Raw genomic sequence first — 22,632 nt, forward strand, 5'->3', positions numbered from 1 at the left:
GCGGCGGCGGAGGTTCCGGGAGTGTGCGGCACCCGCCCTTCGGGCAGCCGAAGGGCGGGCGCCGCGGGAGGCGCTCCCGCGGCGCTCTCGCAGAGTGCCGCTGCGGGAGCGTCAACGGCGCACGCCGGGGCCATAGTTCCGGGTCAGCGGCCCGGTGTCGTCACGGTGTCGTCACGTTGTGTGAGCAGAGGACGCGCGTGCCGTCTCGTCCGCTGCCCCGCCGCGGCCCACGAGTCCCCGCCGCACTCCCGCGCCCCGCGCCAGAGCCGGTTCCGCTCGCCGCATCTCGCGTCGTGCGAGCGCTCCGCCGAGCAGCGACGGCAGGTAGCCGCGTATCGGTTGCATTCCGCGCAACCACCACTGCGCGTACACGTGAGGCGATCGTCGTACGATCCCGCTCACCAGCCGCTCCACGGCCGGATCCAGCGGGTACGTGCGGTTGGCCGGCCACGGCAGCCGTCCCCGCATCGCCCGCAGCGCCTCGTCCTCGTCGGCGCCCCGCACCATGTCGGTATCCGTCCAACTCAGGTACGCCACGCCCACCCTGACGCCCTTGTGGCCGACCTCCGCCCGCAGACTGTGCGCGAACGCCTCCACACCCGACTTGCTCGCACAATAGGCGGCCATCAGGGGCGCGGGGGTGATCGCGGCCAAGGACGCGATCTGCAGCAGGTAGCCGCGTGAGGCCATCAGGGCGGGCAGGAACGCCCTCGCGGTGGAGACGCTGCCCAGCAGGTTGACCTGGATCACCCGATCGAAGGCGACGGGATCGGAATCGAGGAACGGCCCCCCGGTGGCCACCCCTGCGTTGGCCACCACAGTGTCGACCCGGCCGAAGTGCGCGCTCACCTCTTCGGCGACGCGTGCCATCGCCTCCCTGTCGGTCACGTCAGCCGTCCAGGTGACCGCCTCGGTGCCGAGTGAACCCGCGACGCTCTTCATCTCATCGGGTTCCAGACCGACCAGCGCCAGCCGGGCTCCGCGCGCGGCGAGTTTACGGGCAAGCAGCGCGCCCACACCGCGGGCCGCACCGGTGACGACGACGACCTGACCGTCCAGCGATGATCCGCTCATGCGCTCTTCTCCTCTCCGGTGGCGCGGGTGACCGTCGCGTCCGTCATGTTGACGTCGCCCGCACCAGTGATGCCGGTGGTGGCGGCGGTGTGCTCGGCCTTCGTGGAGGAACGATCCTGCGTCCGCTGGGCCGGCATGCGCAGCCCTTCCTCACGCACGGTCAGGTGGTCTGCGACCAGTTGCCGTATGACGGCGGTCACCGCCGGTGCGTCCTCTATGGGTGTCATGTGGCCGAGGCCCGGCAGCTCGTGCAGACCGAGGCAGTTGGGAAGGGCGTCAACCATCTCGTAGGCGTGCTTCTTGGGAGTGAGTTTGTCGGCGGTGCCGACGAGGACCGCGGTGGGTGCCACGAGTGCGGCGAGTTCGGCGTCCAGGTCCAGCACGGCGAGCACCCTGCCCCACGCGGAACGCCGGCTCGCCCGGCAGGCGTGCACGATACGCGCGGTGAAAGCCACCTGTTCGGGTGACGCACCCTTGGCCAGGACCCCGTACTTCAGTGCGGCCTTCGACAGCGGTGTCACCGGTCCGAGTGGCAGGCGCGATACGAGGAGTTGACGGTGGAGGAATCGCCGCAACCGTCGTGAGCTGAACCGCGGCGGCAGCACCTGGGTCGAGCCGAGCAGGCGACCGCTGCCGGTGCTGGCCAGGAGTACCGCGGCGGTGCGATTGCGGACTGACGCCCGCCCGGACGCCGCCATGATCGTCATACCGCCCATGGAGTGACCCGCGAGCACCGCATGTTGACCGTCGGGAACGGTCGCCTTCAGTACGGCCTCCAGGTCATCGGCCAGGAGGCCGGTGCCATAACCCTTGCGGGTGGCCGGCGAGCCGCTGCGACCGTGACCGCGCTGGTCGTACGCGATCACCCGGTGATCGGCGGCAAGTGCGCGGACGACCGGCGCCCAGAACAGAATGGAGCACGTCCACCCATGCGACAGTACGACGGTCGGACCGTCGGGCCGCCCGTACTCCTCGACATGTATCCGGGTGCCGTCCGCGGAGACCACCGTCAACTCACGGCGTGCCGGGACCCTTTCGTACTGCGAGCTCATGCGACCGCCTCCGGGGCACGGGCGAGGTCGCCGGCCGGCACGAGCACGTCGTACTCCGACAGCTTCACCTGCCGGGTCGCCCTCCGGAACTCCGCGGTGGTCCCCGGCCAGGCGGTGGTGTTGCGGCCGTTCGCGTCGAGGTACCAGCTCTGGCAGCCTCCTGTGTTCCACACCGTCCGCGACGCCCGCCGCTGCATCTCCGCGTTCCAGGCCGCGACGGCCTCCGCCTTGGCGTCCAGGGCGGCGGCACCGGTGCGTTCCAGCGTGCGCAGATAATCGGCCATGTAATTGAGGGACGATTCGATCATCAGGATCATCGAGCTGTTCCCCAGGCCCGTGTTGGGTCCGATGATGAACAGAAGGTTCGGGAAGCCGTCGACCGCGCAGCCGCGCAGTGCGGCCATGCCGTCGCTCCAGTGCTCGCTGAGGCTGCGCCCGTCGACGCCGAACACGCGGTCGCCGATGGGCATGTCGGTGACGTGGAAGCCGGTTCCGAAGATGATCGCGTCGACCTCCCGTTCGGTGCCGTCACCCGTCACCACCGACGAACCTCGCACCTCGGTCAGCGCCGAGGTGACGACTTCCGTGTTCGGGCGGGTGAGCGCCGGATAGTACGTGTTCGACAGCAGGATGCGTTTGCAGCCGATGACGTAGTCGGGAGTCAGCCGTGCCCGCAGTTCCGGATCCGGGATCGAGCGTCGCAGGTGATTGCGGGCAATCCGCTCCGCCGCCTTCATCAGCTTCGGCTGCCGTACGAAGGCACCGACCTGGAACTCCCTGATCAGCCACAGCAGCCCCCGCCGCGCCCGCGCCGTCGCGGGCACTTTGGCGTGCAGCCACCGCTCGGCGGCGCCGATCGGACGGTCCATCCGCGGCATCACCCAAGGCGGCGTGCGCTGGATGACGGTGAGCCGGTCCACCTCCGGCTGGATCGACGGCACGATCTGAATCGCCGAGGCACCGGTGCCGACCATCGCCACCCGCTTGCCGCGCAGGTCGTAGCCGTGGTCCCAGCGCGCGGAGTGGAACACCTTCCCGGGGAAGGACTCCAACCCCGGGATGTCGGGGATCTTCGGGTCGGACAGCGGCCCTGTCGCCGAGACCACGACATCCGCCGCCAGGTCGCCGGCCGTGGTGCTCAGGCGCCATTGCCGCGCCTCGGCGTTCCAGCGCGCCTCCTTCACCTCCGCGCCGAACCGCAGATGCGGCCGCAGCCCGAAGGTGTCAGTCACCCGTTCGAGGTAGCTGCGGATGTGCTCCTGGCCGGAGAAGGCGCGCGGCCATTCCGGGTTGGGCGCGAAGGAGAACGAGTACAGGTGCGAAGGCACGTCGCAGGCGCACCCCGGGTAGCTGTTGTCGCGCCATGTGCCGCCGACGGCGTCGGCGCGCTCCAGGACCACGAAATCGGTGATCCCCTCCCGTCGCAGCCTTACGGCGGCCCCCAGACCGCCGAACCCGGAGCCGATCACCGCCACCCGTACGTGTTCGAGGTCGTCGTCCATGACACCGCCTTCTGGATGCGAATCGCGCCAGCAATCACTGGCACAGTCGGACTCTAGGGCACACGGGTTACCTGCGGTAGGGGGTGGGTGGAATAATTACCGACCAGTAGACCGCCCGCCGCAGCGGCCCGCTGCCGTGCCTTCCGGCACCGCGGGTCCCACCGCATAGGCTGACGTCGTGGACGACAACGGCACCCCAGGGCGCGAGTACCGCATGGAGGAGCTGGCCGAGGCGGCCGGTATCCCCGTAAGGACCCTGCGCTTCTACCGGGAACGCCGCCTACTGCCGCCACCTCGCCGCGACGGCCGTATCGCCTGGTACTCCGACGACCACCTTGCCCGCCTGCGCACCATCACCGCGCTCCTGGACCGCGGCCACACCCTGGGTGGCATCGCCGAGCTCATAGGCGCCTGGGAGAACGGCCGCACCCTGGACGGCGTCGCCGAACTCCTCGGCCTGGAGGGCGCCCTTACCTCTCCGTGGTCCGACGAGACGCCGGTAAGGCTCACCCCCCAGGAGCTCGCCGATTACTTCGGCGAAGAGGTGAGTGCCGAGAACCTGACCGCGGCCTTGGACATCGGCTACATCGTGGTCGACGGCGAGGACGTCGTCCACATCAGCCGCCGCCTCCTGGAGGCCTCCGCCGCCTTGGTGCGCGAGGGAATTCCGCTGTCTGCGGTCCTCGACGCCGGCCGGGCGGTACGCGACCACGTCGACGCCATGGCCGAGGTCTTCACTCAGGTGATCAAGGAACACGTCCTCGTACCGCACCAAGGACCGCTGTCCGGCGAGGACCATCCCGCGGCCGAAACCCTGGACCGCCTCCGCCCCTTGGCCAAGAACATCGTGGACGCCGAGATGTCGCTCGCCATGGACCGCAGGATGCGGGCGGAGACCGACATCTGGCTGCGACCGCGGGCCGCGACGGGGGCGGCCGCCGACGGCGCCGTAGGAGCGGACCGGGAGGTCGGCGAGGCGTCGGCCCCATGCCGCGCGCCACGCGGCGCGACCTGCGAGAGTGGAGCCGTGGAATCCGATTGGGGAGGCACCCGTGCAACAACCGAATGACGCCAGCGCCGAACACGCCATACTGGGTCGCATCAGCAGGATGGTCGCCGACGAGAAGTCCCTGCGCGAACTGCTCGCGCACGGCGACATCGACGGCGAGACCGAGCGCGAGCGGCTCATCGCCCTGGAACAGGAACTCGACCAGTGCTGGGACCTGCTCCGCCAGCGCCGCGCTCTGACCGAGGCCGGTGAGGACCCGGGCGCCGCCCGTGTGCGCCCCTCCTCCACCGTCGAGGGCTACCGCTCATGAGCACCGCACGAGAAGTCGCCGTCACCGATGTCCCCCACGACCACCGCTACGAGGCCCGCGTCGGCGAGGAAGTGGCCGGTATGGCGTCGTACATCCGCACCCCCAAGCTGATCGCCTTCGTGCACACCGAGGTCGACGACGCCTATGAGGGCCGCGGCATAGGCTCCGCGCTGGCCCGCGCGGCCTTGGACGACGCCCGCGCCCAGGGAGTGCGTGTGCTCGCGATCTGCCCCTTCATCAAGGGCTGGATCGCCAAGCACCCCGAGTACCAGGATCTGGAGTACGAACCGGTCAGCCAGGTCACCGACTGACAGCCCTGGCGGCGGGCGACGGAACGCGGCGGGTTCCGGCGTAGAGCCGGGCCCGGCCGCCCGTCCGAGGACCTGCCGGAGACCTGCCCGAGGGCCATGTCGGATTCCCGCCAGACCGCCCGCGTGACGTGGGCGATGCTGGTGGGGTGCATACGGACTTCGAGGCCTGCGTACGCGCCGTGCGATCCAAGGACGCCCGTTTCGACGGATGGTTCTTCACCGCGGTGCTCACCACCCGCATCTATTGCCGTCCCAGCTGCCCCGTCGTGCCGCCGAAGGCCGAGAACATGACCTTCTACCCGAGCGCGGCGGCGGCGCAGCAGGCCGGCTTCCGGGCCTGCAAACGGTGCCGTCCCGACGCCGCTCCGGGCTCTCCGCGGTGGAACGAACGCGCCGACCTCGTCGCCCGGGCGATGCGGCTGATCGCCGACGGCGTGGTGGACCGCGCCGGCGTGCCCGGCCTGGCCGCCCGCCTCGGCTACAGCGCCCGCCAGATCGAACGGCAGCTGCTCGCCGAGCTCGGCGCGGGCCCGCTCGCCCTGGCCAGGGCCCAGCGCGCGCAGACCGCCCGGCTGCTGATCGAGACCACCACCATGCCGATGAGCGAGGTCGCCTTCGCAGCCGGTTTCGCCAGCATCCGGACCTTCAACGACACCGTCCGAGACGTCTTCGCCCTCTCCCCCGGCGAACTACGCGAACGGGTCGCGAAAGGCCGCCCGTCGGCCGCCAGCGGCACCCTCGCACTACGGCTGCCGTTCCGGCGCCCTCTCACCCCCGACAACCTCTTCGGACACCTTGTGGCGACCGCCGTGCCCGGCGTGGAGGAGTGGTACGAGGGCGCGTACCGGCGCACCCTGCGACTGCCGCACGGCACCGGCATCGTCGCGCTGAGCCCCCATCCCGACCACATCGCCTGCCGGCTGTGGCTGACCGACTGGCGCGATCTGACCCAGGCGATCAGCCGCTGCCGGCGCATGCTCGACCTGGATGCCGATCCGGCCGCCGTGAACGCGCTGCTGTCCGCGGACCCGGTGCTCGCCCCGCTCGTCGCAAAGGCGCCGGGCCGCCGGGTTCCGCGGGTCGCGGACGGCCCGGAATTCGCGGTCCGCGCCGTGCTCGGCCAGCAGATCTCGACGGCGGCTTCCCGCACACACGCCGGGCGCCTTGTACGTGCCCACGGCGAGCCCGTCGCCGACCCGGTCGGCGGCCTCACCCACCTCTTCCCCTCGCCGGAAGGCCTCGCCGGCCACGACCCCTCCGCGCTGGCCATGCCGCAAAGCCGCCGGACCACACTGGCCGGACTGGTGAACGCCTTGGCCGCAGGCGACCTCGACCTGGACGTGGGCAGCGACTGGCAGCAGGCCAGGGCGCGCCTCGCCGCCCTACCGGGCTTCGGCCCCTGGACGGTCGAGACGATCGCCATGCGAGCGCTCGGCGACCCGGACGCCTTCCTGCCCACCGACCTCGGCGTACGTTATGCGGCCCGCTCCCTGGGGCTGCCTGCCACGCCCGCCGCCCTGACCCGGTACGCGAGCACCTGGCAGCCGTGGCGGGCGTACGCGACGCAATACCTGTGGGCGACGGGCGATCATCCGATCAACGTGATGCCGGGTGGCGGCTCCTTGACGTCCAGCGCCCTGGCGTCGGCTCCCACTCCCTCCGCGCCACCGTCCGACCACCCGCCGCATGTGGCTTCGATCACGGACCGATGAACGTGTTGCCAGGTGACCACATGAACCGACCGACCTGAAAGGCATTTCACGATGACGACCACCGTCCACACGGTTGTGGACAGCCCCTGCGGACTGCTCACCCTGGTGGGACGCGACAACGCGATCTCCGGCCTCTACATGACCGATCAGCGTCACCGGCCCGCACAGGAACGCTTCGGGCCGCGCGACGACGCCATGCCCGTCTTCGCGGAAGCCGCCGCGCAACTCACCGCCTACTTCGCCGGTGACCGCACAGGCTTCGACCTTGACCTGGCGATGGACGGCACGCCGTTCCAAGTGCGCGTCTGGGCGGCACTGCGCGAGATCCCCTACGGCGAGACCGTCTCCTACGGCGAGCTCGCCGAGGCCATCGGCCGACCGGGCGCCTCGCGCGCGGTGGGGCTGGCCAACGGGAAGAACCCGATCGGCATCATCGTGCCCTGCCACCGCGTGATCGGTGCGAACGGCAGCATGACGGGCTACGGAGGCGGCCTCGACCGCAAACGCTGGCTGCTGGCCCTCGAAGGCGCGTCGATGCAACCGATGCTCGGCTGACCGCGGCGCACCAACGGCTGCCGGACCGTACCCTTCGCGCCCCCTGAGCATCGGCTCGGGTGACCGGCATCCGCGTCCCGGGCGGCGCCCGACGTCAACACACAGCCGCGAAAGTCACCCTGCCGGATTCCGTGCCGCCAACTCGGCCACCGCTGGGCCCCCTTCGACGGGCGCGCCTGGGGCGCCGCCGGCCTCGCGCCGCCGCGTGCGCCACCACCCGTAGGCCGCCAGTGCTGCCACTCCCAGGAGTGATGCCCCGCCGACCGCCTCCCCGGCGTGCAGTCCGGGCGGCGTGAAGGAGCACGAGACACCGGCCGCGCGTCCGTCGAGCGGAACCGCCAGGAGGCCGAGGTACTCCTGCGCGGGGCCCGAGGCGCCGTGGTCGGTCCTGCACGTCCACCCGGTGATCGCGGGCGTGGCGATCACCGCGAAGCCCCGCGAACCTGCCGGGAGCCGCGCGCTGATCCCGTCGTCCGTGACGTGCACCTGTGTGGCGGCGCCGGCCGCGATCCGCCGCTCGGCGGCCGCCAGGCGCCCGCGATCGAGGCACCCCACACCCCCGGGGTCGAGCCACCCGGGCTCGAACACCCGCACCCAGGCGGTGAACTTCCCGCCCCGAGGGGCCTTCCCGAGCCGCTGCATAGGCGCCCGGTGCGTAGGCCAGCGCCCGATGTAGGTGACCGGCTGCTGTCCCGCCAGATGGACATCGACCATCGCGTACGGCGCCCAGAAGTACACGTCGCTGCCGACCGGACACGACGACTCCAGCCGGTACGTGCTGCCCTTCCAGTCGCCGCGGTTCCCCGTGATGTGGAAGCCGCCCGCGTCGGCCCGCATCGGACGTCCTTGCGGGTCCCACATGCGCATGGTGCTCATGGTGTAGACCCGGCTGCCGAGCAGCATCTCCTGGTTCGCGTACGGCGACGTCCCGTAGCCCCCGGCCGGCGCCCGGCGAACGGTGACCAGGGGTGGTACCTGTTGCCTCGTGACCGTCGGCGGACCGGCCTGCTGGGGGGCGTTGCGCCGGTTCGGCCCAGGCGGCGAGTGAAGACGCGCACCGACCGAGAACAGGACGTCGGTGACCGGGTTGTCGAGGCTCTGCAACGACCGCCCGCGCGACGTCCAGCCGCCGCCCAGCGAGGACAGAGTGCGCGTCCAGACGTCGGGAGTGAGGCTGCTGTAGTACTGCGCGCCCTGTCCGCCGACAGACAGGGGATCGTTGCCGACCGTCTGCTCGCGCCCTGGGTCGGTGCGGTACGCCGGCCAGCCGTCGGCCGCCTCTATGGTGTCGCGCTGCCAGGTCTGGCGCTGGCCCCAGACCGGATACTTGTCGAACGCGGCGACCCTCTTGCGGTCGATCCACGCGTTGCTGAAAGCCGACTGCCCCCCCTGGGTCGCGAGCAGCACCCCGATCGCTATTGCGGCGGGCAGGGTACGGCGCAGCCTTTCGGCGCGCAGCAACAGGAGCAATGCGCCCACGGCGGCGGCCAGGCCGGCAATGACACCTGGATACGCTCCTGGTCCGGCCAGCCCCCTGTCCGCGCTGACCGCCGCTGTGGCGACCATGGCGGCCATCACCCCCGCGCCATAGGCGACCTGGCGCGGCCTTGGCAGCTCATGCGCGATCGCCAGCCAGGCGGCGATCACGAGCATCCCGCTGAGGACGAAGGTCTGTCGGTACGGGCTTCCGTTGGGCGTCGCGAAGGCGTGCCACACCAGGTGGGTCGGCTTCCACTGGAAGGACGCCGCCACGGCGAGCACCATGGCCGTCCACACCGTACGAGTGCGGCGCGGCACAGCTGGGTGGAAGGGCAGCACGAAGGCGAGCAGCAGCGCGGCGGTGTCCACGTAGAGCGAGGGCGTCGAGAACCCGTAGGTGCCCGGCAGCAGCCGCACCAGCATGTCCGACCAGGGCGTGGGCTGGAAGTTCCTCACCAGCCCGGGGTAGGCGAGACTGGTGCCCTTGACGATGGTGAGCAGCAGGGGCGCGGTCAGCCCCACACCCAGGACGACGCTCATCGCGGCGCGGCCGATCACGAAGAGCTTGTCCCGGAGAGCCGACCCGAGATCGACGCCAGAGCCGCTGTCCGTGATCAATCGTGCGACGAGTACCAGTGTCGCCCCTATGGTGGCCATGTAGGCGGTGTAGAAGTTCGCCGTCCAGCACAGAGCGACGACGACGACAGAGACGATCGGCCGCCTGCTGTGTCTGGCCCACTCGCCCACCAGGCACAGCATCGGGAAGGCGATGAGGCCGTCGAGCCACATGGGGTTGTACGAAGCCTGCATGAGCGTCCAGCCGCACAGGGCGTACGACGTGCCGAGCAGACCGGCCGCCCACCAGCGCCCTGGACGCAGCGCGAGCAGCAGGCACGCCATCGCCGCGGCGGCTGCGGCGGTCTTCGAGACGGTGACGACATATACGGCGAGGTCGATTTGGTCGCGCGGGAAGAGCCCCACAAGGAGTGCGAAGGGGCTCGACACATAGGTGCCGAGGTCCGGCAGGAAGCTGGTGCCGTAGCCGGACTGCCAGTTGAGCAGCAGACCACCGTCGGCCTTGCCGTGCAGCAGGTCCCACAGGTGGGCGTGAAAGGGGACGAACTGGTTGCCGAGGTCGTTGACGTCCCGGGTGCGGAACCCGAACGGGTACTGCCGCGCGATCGCGTCACCCGCGCAGAAGGTGACCGCGGTGACACAGGCGGCCAGGAGCGCCGCACGCAGCCTTGCGACGGCGCCCGGGGGAAATGTTTTCGGTGCCATCGGTTTTCCCCCGGTGTACATGATTCCCGTGATGTCGCCAGATGTTATGCCGATCTTCAATACGGAACGGTGTATGCCGATCGACCGCGAGGTGAACGTGCCGTTCCCTGCTGGTAATTGACCTGGCTGCGCGATAAACGATGCCCAACAGAAACGGGGTGAGGGGAACCGGCGGCCGCCGTACCGCCTCCGGCCCGGCGAATCCCGGCGCCGTGGAAGGTCCTCCGGGATCCTGAGCACCATGGATGAGGTCACGGTCGTCGCCGGCGGATGAAGCGCCGCCGCCGCGTGACGCCACCTCGACCGCTGTTGCCTTCGGTGGTGACAGCGGCAAGCAGGATGGGGCGCGCCTCGCTGATCAGGTGGTGCTCAGGGGACAAAACCCCTGAATACCGGCCCCTTACGCGAGCCCGAGTGCGGGAATGACCACCGCGTCGACGTAACGGTGGCTGTACTCCGGGTCCGGGTCGACCCCCTCGATCATGGGGCGGGCGAGCGCGGCGCCGAAAAGCAGGTGCGGGATGAACTCGCGTGCCGGATTGTCCGCCGCCAGTTCGCCGCGGTCCACCGCCCGCTGCACCAGGGTGCCGAAGCTCTCCAACTCCGGTTCGATGAGCAGCTCGCGCAGGGCACGGAAGAGGTCCTCGTTGCGAAACGCGGCGTGCGCCAGCCCGCGCATCAGCTCCTGGTCTCGCTTGGTGTCGTTCTCGTCATGGGCCCGGATGAGCGCATGCAGGTCGCCCGCGAGCGATCCGGTGTCGATATCGGCGAGCGAGACCTGCTTGCACCGCTGCAGCGCGGTGGCGACCAGTTCCGGCTTGCCCTTCCACTGCCGGTACAAGGTGGCCTTGCTGGAACGGGTCCGGGCGGCGACGGCGTCCATGGTGAGCGCCTCGTAGCCGACCTCGCGCAGCAGCTCGACCACTGCCTCGTACAGCTCCTGCTCGCGTTCGGGAGTCAGGCGCGAACGGCGCGCGGGGGGCGTGTGCGTCGCCATGCCCTCTCCTCCGTTCCTGCTGGTCACGTACGCGCCAATCGCGTGGGCGCTGATCGTGCTGGTCGGCAGTCCGCGAAACGCTGTCGTACACCCGCAAGGGTAGTTCGCCGTCGATCGAAACGCTACCGTTTCGATAGTGGACCGCATCACTTCCACGGCACGACCCCTGGTGGTGCGCCTTACCTGGCGGTGACCGCCAGGTAAGTCTGCCATCTCAGCCATCCCGCGCGTGGACGAACCGTGGCCAGAGCGTCGACCCCGGGCCGCAACTCTCCGGCTCAGGCAGGTAGCGCCAGTGAGTGGCCGGTGTGCTCCACCTTGGCACGCAGGTAACGGACGTTGGCAGTCGACATGTGGACACCAGTGGGGACCCGCTCGGCGATGGTGACGCCAAGGGCGGCGAGTTGACGCGCCTTGTCGGGGTTGTTGCTGAGGAGGTCGATCCGGTCGGCACCGAGTACGGCGAGCATCTGAGCGGCGGCGGTGTAGTCGCGCTCGTCCTCGCCGCGCCCCAGGGCGCGGTTCGCCTCATAGGTGTCCAAGCCCTCGTCCTGCAGCGCATAGGCGTCGAGCTTCGCGTACAGGCCTATGCCGCGGCCCTCCTGGCGCAGGTAGAGCAGATAGCCGCCCTGCTCACTGATGCGCTCCACCGCCTCCCGCAACTGCGGCCCGCAGTCGCAGCGCTCCGACCCGAAGACGTCACCCGTCATGCACTCGGAGTGCGGCCTGACCAACGGCACGTCGGCCCCCGCATAGTCGCCGAGTCCGAGCGCCAGGTGCTCCTTGCCGTCCACCAGCCCGGTGAACGTGAACACGTCGGCCGTCGTCCCCCAACCATCGGGGAACCTCAGCGGGACACGCACCTTCGTACGGATACCGGCGGCAGCGGGAGCCGTAATCGCGTCAACCGTCATGGGTGACCCCCTCGTAAGATCTTGAAACCTCAAGCTCATACAGGGATGGAAGTATTTCCGGCCAGGCGACGATGTGCGTCACGTCACACGAGCAGCTCAGCCGGATTCGCTCACGGCGAACCAGGCACCCGATCGAGTGAAGCCGCACCCTGACCGCCCGCGGCTGGGACCCGCGCCGTCGACGTCCCGACGGGACGCTCGCGACCACGATCACTGGCGGAGTTGCCGGGCGGCGGCATCCACCGTCTGTTCGAGCAGGACGGCGATCGTCATCGGCCCGACACCGCCGGGGACGGGCGTGATGAGCCGTGCGCGGGTACGAGCGGCGTCGAAGTCGACGTCACCGACATTGCCTTCGTTGTAGCCGGCGTCGATCACCACCGCGCCCGGCTTGACGGCGTCGCCCCGAATCAGCCGCGGCCGCCCCACGGCCGCCACCACGATGTCCGCCTCCCGTACGATCGCCGCCAGGTCGGCGGTCCGGGAGTGGCAGTACGTCACCGTCGCGTCCCTGCCCAGCAGGAGCATTCCGGCCGGCTTGCCCAGGATCGCGCTGCGCCCGACCACGACCGCGTGCTTACCGGCGAGCCCGACGCCGTACTCGTCGAGCAGCCGCATGATGCCGCCGGGGGTGCACGACACGAAACCGGGCAGTCCGAAGCCCATGGCGGCGAACGAGTGAGTGGTGACGCCGTCGACGCCCTTCTCCGGCGCAATGGCTTCGAATGCCGCCCGCTCGTCGACGTGCGGGCCGACGGGATGCTGCAGGAGGATGCCGTGAACCCGGGGGTCGCGGGACAGCGTGGTGATCGCTTCCACCAGTTCAGCGGTAGTGGTGGCGGCGGGCAGACCGACGTGCCGGGACGCGATGCCCGCCTTCGCGCTGCGCGCCTGCTTCATGCGTACGTACGTGACCGACGCCGGATCCTCACCCACCAGAACGGTGGCCAGGCAGGGAACGACGCCTGTGCGTCGGGTGAGATCCGCAGCCTTTGCGGCGGTTTCCTCGCCGATGCGCCGGGCGAGAGCCGCACCGTCCATGAGCTGTGCCGTCCGTGTCGGGGACATGATGCCTCCCAGGCGTCGTCGATCACTCGCCCAGGCACACGGCATCGGCGGTCCCCGCCAGGCCGCTCCCCGGTGGTGCTCCACCTCAGCGCCAGTCACGACCCACCCCGCACTCTAGTGGCGAGAGCAGGCACCCGGGATCGCCGACTGCCCCTGGCCGAAAGCACCGTCAGGACCCATGTCTGCCGGGCAACTTGCCAACGGGGCTGCGCGACCGCGTCCAGGGCGTCGATCGCCCCTACGAGTCCGGGCCGCCACCGCCGCCCGGTGCATCCTGTGCCGGGAGTCACCCGGAAACGACAAAGATCCCGTCCGATCACGATGATCGGCGGGATCTTGCCAACCGTCCCCAAGCCGAGTGGAAGACAGCCTCAATATGTACTGCTTGCGGTGGACCTGAGGGGATTCGAACCCCTGACCCCCTCGATGCGAACGAGGTGCGCTACCGGACTGCGCCACAGGCCCTTGCAACGAGGGAAACTCTAGCATCCTGGTGCGGGTGGTCGTGAACGCTATAGCGGCGGCCACCTGAGGAGTGACCACTCGATCACTCGTTGGCGGCGCGGGGGCGGTCCGGGTCGGCGTACTGGTCGAAGAGGGGCGTGCGCGCCCCCCGGGGGCGCCGTGCGGGCGGTTGCTGGTCGGCGTGCCGTTCGGAACCGCGCTCGGAGGCCTCCCGGCGGGGGGCGGGCGGCTCGGTCGGGGTCGTACCGGAGCGCGCGGAACTCCAGGTGTCAGGGGCACCCAGGTCGAGGCTTCCGGGGTTGCGAGGGGCGACGGGCGCCGTGACGTACGTGGGCAGCGGTACGGGGACGGGGTCCCAGCCGTCGTCCGCCGACTGCTGCGCACGCTGCTGGTCCACCCACTCGGCGTGATCCGTCTGCTCCACGAGGGCGCGGCGGTCGGCAGTACGCGGCGAGGGCGCGGGCGGGGAACTCGCAGCAGGGGGTGTTACGACGGGCTCGGTCGCCGGGCGCTCACGCTCCCTGGGCGCGCTCTCCGGAGCGGGCGCCGCCGCCTCGGAGCGGGCGCGTAGCCGGCGCGCGGCCTCGGCCGCGCGCCGCTGATCGAGCCGGACCTCGTAACGACGCCGCTCTTGCCGTCGCATCTGGCCGATGTAAAGGGTGAGCAGAACCGCGGGGACGGCAGGCGCCCACAGCAGCGCGACCCCGCCGACGGCCGCGGCAATGGCGCCGATGGTGAAGGCGAGGAAGAGCAGCGTAGTGGTACGGCGGCGGCGCGCGAGGAGCTTGGCGCGAGGGCTGGGAACGGGCGTTTTCGTGTTCCCGTTCCCGTTCCCGCCCCCCATCGCGGGAGTCGCCGCCGGGGCATGAGCGGGGCGTGCGAGGGGGTGCCGTACCTCGGTCACGGGGACGGCAAGGCTGCGGACGTCCACGGCCCCGGCCAGGTCGATGTCGTCCTCGGCTGTGATGTCGGCATCGGGCTCGACGCTCTCGCCTCGCGCTTTCGCGACACGCCGCTCCATCGCCGCCCGCCCGGACAGGAGCCGGATGGCGGTGCTGAAGCGTTCCGTCGGACGCGCTTCGTTGAGCTCGTCCTGCCTACGGAGCCACATCGGCACCAAGTAGGCAGCCCAGGCCCCGACGATGACTGCGTAGATGAGGCCGCTACTGCTCACCCGGTACACGGTAGGGGTGATCGAGACACGCCATACGGAATTTGGCCCGGTGTGTCGCACGATCCGGCTGATATGCCGAGAATTTTGTGCGACCACAGGCCGTATTTCGAACAATAGTTTTATTCAGGTGGTGCGCTGGGCACGAGCCTGGTGCCAGCGGTGCAGCAGGCCCTCCGGCACCTCCTCGGCCGTCAGCGCGTAGACCAGGTGGTCGCGCCAGCCGCCGTCGATATGCAGATAACGCGGCCGCAACCCTTCTTCGCGGAAGCCCAGTTTTTCCACCACCCGGCGGCTGGGGCCGTTCTCGGGGCGAATGCACACCTCGACGCGGTGCAGGCCCACTCGGCGGAAGCAGTGGTCGACGGCGAGTGCGACGGAAGTCGGCATCACCCCGCGGCCGGCCACCGCCTCGTCGACCCAGTAACCGATGTGCGCGGAGCACATGGAGCCCCAGGTGATTCCCGCAACGGTGAGTTGACCCGCCAGCCGCCCCTGGTACTCGATCACGAACGGCAGCATGCGGCCCGCGCCGGCCTCCCGGCGCAGATGCCGGACCATTTGCCGGTAGGTGGGACGCTGCGCCACATGCCCGGGCGGTGCGGGAGGCACGGTCGCCTCCCAGGGGCGCAACCACTCGCGGTTGCGGCGGTTGACCTCGCGCCAGGCGCGCTGATCGCGCATCCGGATCGGGCGGAGGGTGATGTCACCGTCCACCAGCTCAGCCGGCCAGGACCCGTTCAGCTCGGTCTCCCCGTGACGGAATTCGGATGGTGCTTCGTCGGATGATCGGTCGTGCGATCGTCCGCTCGCTCTTCCGGGTGATTGTGCGGGTGGTCAGCCTGCTGATCGCCCGCTTCTTCGTTCGGGTGATCTCCCCCGCGGATCTGATCGATGGCGTGCGCAACCAGAGGCGAGAGTACGGCCAGGCCGTCCTTCACTCCTCCGGTGGAACCGGGAAGGTTAACCACAAGAGTGCGTCCACTCACCCCCGCGACGCCACGGGACAGCACAGCGGTCGCCACCTTCTGACGCCCTGCCGCGCGGATCGCCTCCGCGATCCCGGGTACCTCGTAATCCAGCACCTCGCGGGTGACCTCCGGGGTCCGGTCGGTCGGCGAGATGCCGGTGCCGCCGGTGGTGACCACGAGGTCGTATGCCGCCTCGACCGCCTCTCGCAGCACCTGCCCGACGGGGTCGCCGTCAGGCACGACTCGGGGCCCGTCAACCTCGAACCCGAGCTCTCGCAGCGCGGCGACGATCAGTGGCCCACCCCGGTCCTCGTAGACTCCGGCGGCCGCGCGATTGGAGGCGGTGACCGCCAGCGCCCGCATCGTGCGCGGCCGGCCGTTCATGACCGGCGCCAGTCGCCGGACTGACCGCCGGTCTTCGCTTCGACCCGGACATCGGTGATGACCGCACCCTTGTCGAGCGCCTTCACCATGTCCACCACAGCGAGCGCGGCGACGCTCACCGCGGTCAGCGCCTCCATCTCCACCCCGGTGCGGTCGGTGGTCTTCACGGTGGCAGCGATCTCGACGGCGTCATCGGCCACCGCCAAGTCGACGGTGACGCCCGACAGAGCCAGCGGATGACACAGCGGGATCAGCTCCGAGGTGCGCTTGGCGCCCATGATTCCCGCGATCCGCGCGGTGGCCAAAGCATCGCCCTTGGGGACACCCGCGCCACGGAGCAACTCCACGACGCGTGGTGCCACGAGGACGCGTCCCGTGGCACGCGCTGTGCGCGCGGTGACGTCCTTGGCGGAGACGTCGACCATTCGGGCCGCGCCGGCCTCGTCGATGTGGGTGAGGTGGTCCTGGGCGCTGCTCATCGTTCTCCCGGTGCGGTCTGTTGGGCAGACACCGTACCGGCACGTGCCCGCCCCGGGACGGCCGGTACGGGGTCGCGGATCACGCGCTTCACTGGTCGAGCAGGATCACGTCCACTTCGGCACCCGCGGCCACGGAGGTGTCGGCTTCCGGTACGACGATCAACGCGTCGGCGTGCGCCAGAGCCTTCACCAGGTGCGAGCCGGAGCCACCCACAGGAGTGACCGTACCGGTCATACGATCGTAATGCCCGCGGAGGTACTGTCGCTTCCCGGACGGTGACTCCTCGATGCCGACGACGCACACGGCTCGTACGACCTCCCGATGAACGGTCGCTGCGCCCATAAGTGTGCGGATCGCCGGTCGTACGAACAGCTCGAACGACACATAGGCGCTCACCGGGTTGCCCGGCAACGCGAACAACGGGACACGGTCGGGGCCGATACGCCCGAACCCTTGTGGTTTGCCCGGCTGCATGGCGAGCCTGCGGAACTCCACGAAGCCCGCGCTGTCCTCCGCCTGGTCCCCGAAGGAGCCGCCGAGCGTCGACAGCGCCTCCTTGACCACGTCGTACGCGCCGACGCTCACTCCGCCGCTCGTGACGATCATGTCGGCGCGGATGAGTTGATCCTCGATCGTGGCGCGAAGCGTCTCGACCTCGTCGGTGACGGCACCCACTCGGTACGCGATGGCACCGGCCGCTCTCGCCGCGGCCGTGAGCGCGAAGCTGTTGGAGTCGTAAATGCTGCCGGGACGAAGCTCTTCGCCGGGCTGTACGAGTTCGCTGCCGGTGGACAGCACGACGACGCGCGGCCGCGGCCGGACCGCCACGGTGCCTCGTCCGATGGCCGCCAGCAGCCCGATCTGCGGGGGACCCAGCACGGTCCCCGCGGCCAGTGCCAGTTCGCCGGCGGCCGCGTCGCTGCCGCGGGCACGTACGAACTGTCCGGACTGCGCGGGCCGGTGCACCCGCACCTCGCCGCTGGCCCCCCTCGGGTCCGAAGCGCGCGGCGCCATGGCGGCGGCCGGGCCGCCGCCAGTGCCCCCGTCGGTCCACTCGACGGGCACGACCGCCTCGGCCCCCGGCGGCAAAGGGGCGCCTGTCATGATCCTGGCAGATTGGCCGGGCCCCACCGTCGGCAGCTCGCCGGCGCCGGCAGCCACGTCGCCGATCACGTCGAGGACGGCGGGGTGCTCCCGGGTGGCCGCGGCGACATCGGCGGTCCTCACCGCGTACCCGTCCATGGAGCTGTTCTCGAAGGGCGGGAGCGCCACCGGCACCGTCACGTCCTCGACCAATACGCATCCTTGCGCATCAAGCAGTTGCAGCTCGATCCGCTCCAGCGGGGCCAGCCGGCCCAAGACGCTGTTCAGGTGCTCGGTGACGGACCACACACGGTCGGCGCCCTGGCTCACTCTTGCATCTCCTCGGTGACGTAGGACCGCAGCCAGCTCCGGAATTCCGGACCCAGGTCATCACGTTCGCATGCCAGTCGGACAATCGCACGCAGGTAGTCGCCGCGGTCACCGGTGTCATAGCGGCGCCCTCTGAAGACGACGCCGTGCACAGGCCCACCGTGGACGTCGCGGCCCGACAGCTCACGCAGGGCGTCGGTGAGCTGGATCTCGCCGTTCCTGCCGGGCTCGGTCTTCTTGAGCACCTCGAAGACGGCGGGGTCGAGAACATACCGGCCGATGACCGCATAGGAAGACGGCGCCTGGCCTGTGTCGGGTTTCTCCACCAGATCAGTCACCCGAACGACGTCACGGTCGCCGGTCGGAACTATGGCGGCGGATCCGTACATGTGGATCTGCGCGGGGTCGACCTCCATGAGGGCGATGACACTGCCGCCATGTTGCTCCTGCACGTCGATCATGCGGGCGAGCAGTGGATCACGGGGATCGATGAGGTCGTCACCCAGGAGAACGGCGAAGGGCTGGTCGCCTACGTGCGGTTCGGCGCAGAGGACAGCGTGGCCCAGCCCCCTGGGGTCACCCTGGCGTACGTAGTGGATGGTCGCCAGGTCACTGGATTCGCGCACGCGGGCAAGACGCGACTCGTCACCTTTGCGAGTGAGTGCCTCCTCCAGTTCGTAGTTGCGGTCGAAGTGGTCCTCGAGGGGGCGCTTGTTGCGTCCGGTGATCATCAGAACGTCCGACAGTCGCGCGGAAACAGCCTCCTCGACCACGTACTGGATCGCCGGCTTGTCGACAACCGGCAGCATCTCCTTGGGCGTCGCCTTCGTCGCCGGGAGGAAGCGCGTGCCGAGACCGGCCGCGGGGATGACGGCCTTGCTGATCCGTGTACGTGAGTGCGTCATGCCGTGCACCATAGCCGTCGAGTATGTGCAGAAGATGAAGAACTGGTTGATTATGGCTGATAGGCGACGATTGTGCGTGGTATGAGCGAAGCACGGGCACAGAAGGCGGAATTGCGGCGGCAACTGCTGGAGTCCAGAGGCAGGTTGAGCGCCGATGAACGCAAGGCGGCGGGTAGGGCGCTGGGGAAGAGAGTACGTGACCTGCCGGAGCTGGCAAGCGGTGGGACCGTTGCCGCCTACATCTCCATGGGCACGGAGCCAGGCACTCAGGAGATCGTCGAGTCCATGCGGAGTGCCGGCACCCGCGTCCTGCTGCCCGTCCTCCTGCCCGACAACGACCTCGACTGGGCCGAGTACGACGGCCCCGCGGCCCTGGAACGCACCCGGCGCGGTCTTCTGGAACCCACCGGCCCGCGGCTCGGCCCGCAGGCGGTCACCGCGGCCGACGCAATCCTGCTGCCCGGCCTCGCCGTGGATGTCCATGGCGTCCGGCTGGGTCGCGGTGGCGGCTCGTACGACCGGGTCCTGGCGCGACTACGCGTGGCTGGTGTGCACCCGCCGCTCATGCTGCTGCTGTACACGCACGAGGTGGTCGGGTCCGTGCCAAGGGAACCTCACGACCACCTCGTGGACGTCGCGATCACCCCTGAGGGTGTACATCGCTTCCCACGCTGACGTCATCCGCCGCCTAGGGTGCGCCTCTAAGGGCCGCTAAGGAGTGAGCGCCATCTTCTGCTTCGCGGCCTTGTCCACCTGGGCGTCGGAGAAGTACCACGGCAGCAGCTCGCCGGCCGCCCATTTGCCGGTCTGGTCGGTGTAGTGCGCGTTGTAGGCGTGGCCGGAGGCGCCGGTGAGGTTGATCCAGCGGGACTTGTCGAAGTCCTGCAAGTTGACGATCATCCGCATCGAGGGCACCCAGACGACGTCGTAGCCGCCCGCCGCGTCCCACCCGGTGGCGTCGACGGCCGCCTCGCCGCCGCTGAGCTGCCAGGAACCGCGGTTGAGCATCCATTTGACGATGCCGGGGCCGTCTGTCCCCAGGGTCTGGTTCTTCAGCGTCAGCTTGTGCAGCCTGCCCCAGCTCCAGGTGTTGATGTCCTTGCCGAGCTTGGCCGTCAGCTCGTAGCGGGCGTCCTTCATGGCCTGCTCGAGCAACTGGTCGCGGGTGCTGTGGTGCGCCTTGCCGGGATCGCCGCTGAAGAAGGCGGTGGTGGACAGTGTCCACCACGGGTTGTTCGCGTCGGGGAGGATCTTGCGCACAACCTCGAACCAGCGATCACTGCCGTCCGGCTGGGCCTCGTCGGGGTCGCGCTCTCCGCATTCGCGCACTGTGCCGCTGCTGCCGTCCAGGTTGTCCACGGGACCGGTCTGGCCCGCGGGCGGCACCCGCAGGCATTGACCCTTGGGCCTGAGCTCCTTGGGCAGTTTGTTGCCGAAGGCGAGTTTGAGCACATTGCGCCAGACCGCGTTGAAGTATGCGGCTGCCGCCGAGTCCGAGTCCTGGTTGTAGTCCCATCCTTCGAGTAGCTGTTGTGCGTGACGTACGTAGTCGCCCTTGTCGTTCCTTACGTCGACTTTCAGCAGATAGGGCACCAGGAGCTTGGCGATCTCGCTGCTGTCGTCGTTCTGCATCGACTGCATGTCGTCCATGGAGATCTTGCCGTTGTCCTGGATCTTCGACTGGATGAGGTCGTTGATCCGCTGGCTGCGGGTGCCGTATCCCCAGTCGCTGGTCAGGAGGTACGGGTACTTGCTCTGGTCGATGACCGCCTGGTTCGCTGTGACGATGTAGCCGCGCTTGGGGTTGTACTCGTACGGCATCGCCTTGAACGGGATGTACTTGGTCCAGGTGTAGTGCGAGTCCCACCCAGGCACTGGATAGGCGCCGTCGACGCCCTTGGCGCGGATCGGGATCTGACCGGGCGCCTGGTAGCCGATGTTGCCCTTGGTGTCGGCGTAGACGAGGTTCTGTGACGGTACGGCGAAGTCGGCGGCGGCCGATCGGAACTCGCGGAAGTCCTGGGCCCGGTCGAGTGCGAAGACGGAGTCCATCGTCTTCGAAGGGGTGAGTGCCGTCCACTTCAGGGCGACGGCGTAACCACTGTTGACGCCACCCGGCGCATCGGTCACCGGTGCCGTCTGCCCGACCTCGCGGATCTGGTCGTCGCGGTCGGAGATGATCGGACCGTCGTGGGCGGTCTCGCGAACGGTGATGGTACGGGGCTTGCCGCCCGCCACCTTTATGGTCTCCTGGCGAGTGGTGAAGGGGACCTGCTTGCCGTCGTACAGGTAGGTGTTGGCGGTCACCTTCTCGAGGTACAGGTCGGTGACGTCGGCGCCCAGGTTGGTCATGCCCCAGGCGATGTCCTGGTTGTGGCCGATTATCACACCCGGCATTCCGGAGAAGGTGTAGCCGGCGACGTCGTACGGACACGCGGCGCCGACCGTACGACAGTGCAAACCCATCTGGTACCAGATCGAAGGAAGCTCCGGCGCCAGGTGGGGGTCGTTGGCCAGCAACGGCTTGTGGGTGGTCGTGTACTTGCCGGACACCACCCAGGCGTTGGAACCGATGCCACTGCCGTTCGGACCGAGGAGTGCGGGCACCTGGTCGACGATCCGGGAGATTCCCGCCAGCTGGCTGTTCACCGCGCTGCTCAGGCCCTGCGGCGCGCTGGATCCGGCCGGCCGGTACGTCCTCGTACTCGGATCGACGGACCCGGCGTCGACGATCGGACGGTGCCGGCTGTACGGATACGCCGGGTACAGCTGCTTGATCTGCGCCTGGCTGAGGCGGCTGGTCATCAGGGAACGGTCGATCTCGTCCTGCATGTTGCCGCGCAGGTCCCACGCCATCGCCTTGAGCCAGGCGACCGAGTCGACCGGTGTCCACAGCTCCGGCTTGTAGTTGTTGCGGAACGACAAGGCGGCGTACTCCAGCGAGAGGGCCGCGCCGCTGTGGTCCTGCAGATAGGCGTTGACGCCGGCGGTGTACGCCTGGAGGTACCGCTTGGTCGTCGGGTCCAGCAGGTGGTCGTACTCCTGCTGCGCGACGCCGTGCCAGTCGAGCGTGCGCAGGAAGGCGTCGGTCTCCACCTGGCCCTTGCCGAACATCTCCGACAGTCGGCCGGAGGTGAGGTGGCGGCGCACGTCCATCTCGTAGAAGCGATCCTGCGCCTGGACGAATCCCTGGGCGCGGAAGAGGTCCTCCGGCGTGTCCGCGTAGATCTGCGGGATGCCGTTGGCGTCACGCTTGACGTCGACCGGCCCCTGCAGCCCCTTGAGCTTCAATGAGCCCGAGGTCTGCGGGAAGGACGCCCGTACGGTGCTGACGCTCCAGTACGACCCGTAGCCGAGACCTCCCACCAGCAGCAGCACGATCGTGATCACGATGAGGCGTACGCGGCGGGACTTCTTCCGTGCGGGCATCGCTGTCCTTCGAGGGGGCAGGGCGGACCGGTGATCCAGGTGCTCGTTGTGCAAGGGCAACCTTAGGCGCAGTCGCCAGGTGCGTCGGACGCGGCTTCCCCTGGCTGCGAGGTGGACCAAGCAACGTCAAGGGAGGGTAAAATATTAGAC

Annotated in this window: 20 protein-coding genes and 1 tRNA gene; 6 read left to right on the plus strand and 15 right to left on the minus strand. The window is 69.4% G+C overall.

The window, feature by feature from the left end; genetic code table 11:
• Positions 1–171: 171 nt before the first annotated feature.
• From K7G61_RS04750 to K7G61_RS04760, 3 genes are read right to left on the minus strand one after another with little or no spacing between them, the layout of a single operon-like run.
• Positions 172–1,074, minus strand: coding sequence for an SDR family oxidoreductase (locus tag K7G61_RS04750; protein ID WP_225845315.1), 903 nt, complete (start codon positions 1,072–1,074; stop codon positions 172–174).
• Positions 1,071–2,126: an alpha/beta fold hydrolase gene (locus tag K7G61_RS04755; protein ID WP_225845316.1), complete on the minus strand. Its 1,056-nt coding sequence runs from the start codon at positions 2,124–2,126 to the stop codon at positions 1,071–1,073. Before K7G61_RS04755 ends, K7G61_RS04750 begins: the two co-directional genes overlap by 4 nt.
• Positions 2,123–3,628, minus strand: coding sequence for an NAD(P)/FAD-dependent oxidoreductase (locus K7G61_RS04760; protein ID WP_225845317.1), 1,506 nt, complete (start codon positions 3,626–3,628; stop codon positions 2,123–2,125). Before K7G61_RS04760 ends, K7G61_RS04755 begins: the two co-directional genes overlap by 4 nt.
• A gap of 214 nt (positions 3,629–3,842) precedes the next feature.
• On the opposite strand from K7G61_RS04760, the gene K7G61_RS04765 reads away from it, so the two are divergent.
• The 5 genes from K7G61_RS04765 to K7G61_RS04785 all read left to right on the plus strand — a co-directional run bounded on the left by K7G61_RS04765 (position 3,843) and on the right by K7G61_RS04785 (position 7,525).
• Positions 3,843–4,697 carry a MerR family transcriptional regulator gene (locus K7G61_RS04765; RefSeq protein ID WP_225845566.1) on the plus strand — a complete coding sequence of 285 codons (855 nt, stop codon included), beginning with the start codon at positions 3,843–3,845 and terminating at the stop codon, positions 4,695–4,697.
• Between the two features lie 40 nt (positions 4,698–4,737).
• Positions 4,738–4,947 (plus strand): DUF2630 family protein, encoded by a 210-nt coding sequence (locus tag K7G61_RS04770; protein WP_374204069.1) that lies wholly within the window; start codon positions 4,738–4,740, stop codon positions 4,945–4,947.
• Positions 4,944–5,258, plus strand: a complete 315-nt coding sequence (locus K7G61_RS04775; protein WP_225845319.1) for a GNAT family N-acetyltransferase — start codon at positions 4,944–4,946, stop codon at positions 5,256–5,258. The genes K7G61_RS04770 and K7G61_RS04775 overlap by 4 nt, the downstream gene beginning before the upstream one ends.
• A 146-nt stretch (positions 5,259–5,404) precedes the next feature.
• Positions 5,405–6,970 carry an AlkA N-terminal domain-containing protein gene (locus K7G61_RS04780; protein WP_225845320.1) on the plus strand — a complete coding sequence of 522 codons (1,566 nt, stop codon included), beginning with the start codon at positions 5,405–5,407 and terminating at the stop codon, positions 6,968–6,970.
• A gap of 51 nt (positions 6,971–7,021) precedes the next feature.
• Entirely contained in the window at positions 7,022–7,525 is a 504-nt protein-coding gene (locus tag K7G61_RS04785; protein ID WP_225845321.1) for a methylated-DNA--[protein]-cysteine S-methyltransferase, read from the plus strand.
• A 114-nt stretch (positions 7,526–7,639) separates the two neighbouring features.
• Here K7G61_RS04785 and K7G61_RS04790 read toward each other — a convergent pair whose 3' ends face one another.
• The 11 genes from K7G61_RS04790 to K7G61_RS04840 form a co-directional block, all read right to left on the minus strand.
• Entirely contained in the window at positions 7,640–10,285 is a 2,646-nt protein-coding gene (locus tag K7G61_RS04790; protein WP_225845322.1) for a YfhO family protein, read from the minus strand.
• Positions 10,286–10,685: 400 nt separating this feature from the next.
• Entirely contained in the window at positions 10,686–11,282 is a 597-nt protein-coding gene (locus K7G61_RS04795) for a TetR/AcrR family transcriptional regulator (RefSeq protein ID WP_225845323.1), read from the minus strand.
• A 278-nt stretch (positions 11,283–11,560) separates the two neighbouring features.
• Positions 11,561–12,196 carry a GTP cyclohydrolase II gene (gene ribA, locus K7G61_RS04800; protein WP_225845324.1) on the minus strand — a complete coding sequence of 212 codons (636 nt, stop codon included), beginning with the start codon at positions 12,194–12,196 and terminating at the stop codon, positions 11,561–11,563.
• A gap of 210 nt (positions 12,197–12,406) precedes the next feature.
• Entirely contained in the window at positions 12,407–13,264 is an 858-nt protein-coding gene (locus K7G61_RS04805; RefSeq protein ID WP_225845567.1) for a bifunctional 5,10-methylenetetrahydrofolate dehydrogenase/5,10-methenyltetrahydrofolate cyclohydrolase, read from the minus strand.
• Positions 13,265–13,655: 391 nt separating this feature from the next.
• A tRNA-Ala gene (locus K7G61_RS04810) sits at positions 13,656–13,729 on the minus strand.
• Between the two features lie 82 nt (positions 13,730–13,811).
• A complete protein-coding gene (locus tag K7G61_RS04815; protein ID WP_225845325.1) occupies positions 13,812–14,903 on the minus strand; it encodes a hypothetical protein in 1,092 nt (363 codons plus the stop codon).
• Between the two features lie 123 nt (positions 14,904–15,026).
• On the minus strand, positions 15,027–15,644 hold the full coding sequence (locus K7G61_RS04820; RefSeq protein ID WP_225845568.1) for a GNAT family N-acetyltransferase: 618 nt from the start codon (positions 15,642–15,644) through the stop codon (positions 15,027–15,029).
• Entirely contained in the window at positions 15,641–16,255 is a 615-nt protein-coding gene (locus tag K7G61_RS04825; protein WP_225845326.1) for a molybdenum cofactor biosynthesis protein B, read from the minus strand. Before K7G61_RS04825 ends, K7G61_RS04820 begins: the two co-directional genes overlap by 4 nt.
• Complete coding sequence (moaC, locus tag K7G61_RS04830; RefSeq protein ID WP_225845327.1) at positions 16,252–16,734, minus strand: cyclic pyranopterin monophosphate synthase MoaC; 483 nt, start codon at positions 16,732–16,734, stop codon at positions 16,252–16,254. Before moaC ends, K7G61_RS04825 begins: the two co-directional genes overlap by 4 nt.
• An 88-nt stretch (positions 16,735–16,822) precedes the next feature.
• Entirely contained in the window at positions 16,823–18,148 is a 1,326-nt protein-coding gene (gene glp / locus K7G61_RS04835; protein ID WP_225845328.1) for a gephyrin-like molybdotransferase Glp, read from the minus strand.
• Positions 18,145–19,053 carry a UTP--glucose-1-phosphate uridylyltransferase gene (locus tag K7G61_RS04840; RefSeq protein ID WP_225845329.1) on the minus strand — a complete coding sequence of 303 codons (909 nt, stop codon included), beginning with the start codon at positions 19,051–19,053 and terminating at the stop codon, positions 18,145–18,147. Before K7G61_RS04840 ends, glp begins: the two co-directional genes overlap by 4 nt.
• 81 nt (positions 19,054–19,134) lie before the next feature.
• Between K7G61_RS04840 and K7G61_RS04845 the strand changes: the two genes are divergently transcribed.
• Positions 19,135–19,728, plus strand: coding sequence for a 5-formyltetrahydrofolate cyclo-ligase (locus tag K7G61_RS04845; RefSeq protein WP_225845330.1), 594 nt, complete (start codon positions 19,135–19,137; stop codon positions 19,726–19,728).
• 36 nt (positions 19,729–19,764) lie between these two features.
• Here the strand turns inward: K7G61_RS04845 and K7G61_RS04850 are convergent, their stop codons facing one another.
• Entirely contained in the window at positions 19,765–22,482 is a 2,718-nt protein-coding gene (locus tag K7G61_RS04850) for a penicillin acylase family protein (RefSeq protein ID WP_225845331.1), read from the minus strand.
• Positions 22,483–22,632: the final 150 nt, after the last annotated feature.

It is taken from the genome of Streptomyces sp. HPF1205, assembly GCF_020400825.1.
Taxonomy (GTDB): domain Bacteria; phylum Actinomycetota; class Actinomycetes; order Streptomycetales; family Streptomycetaceae; genus Actinacidiphila.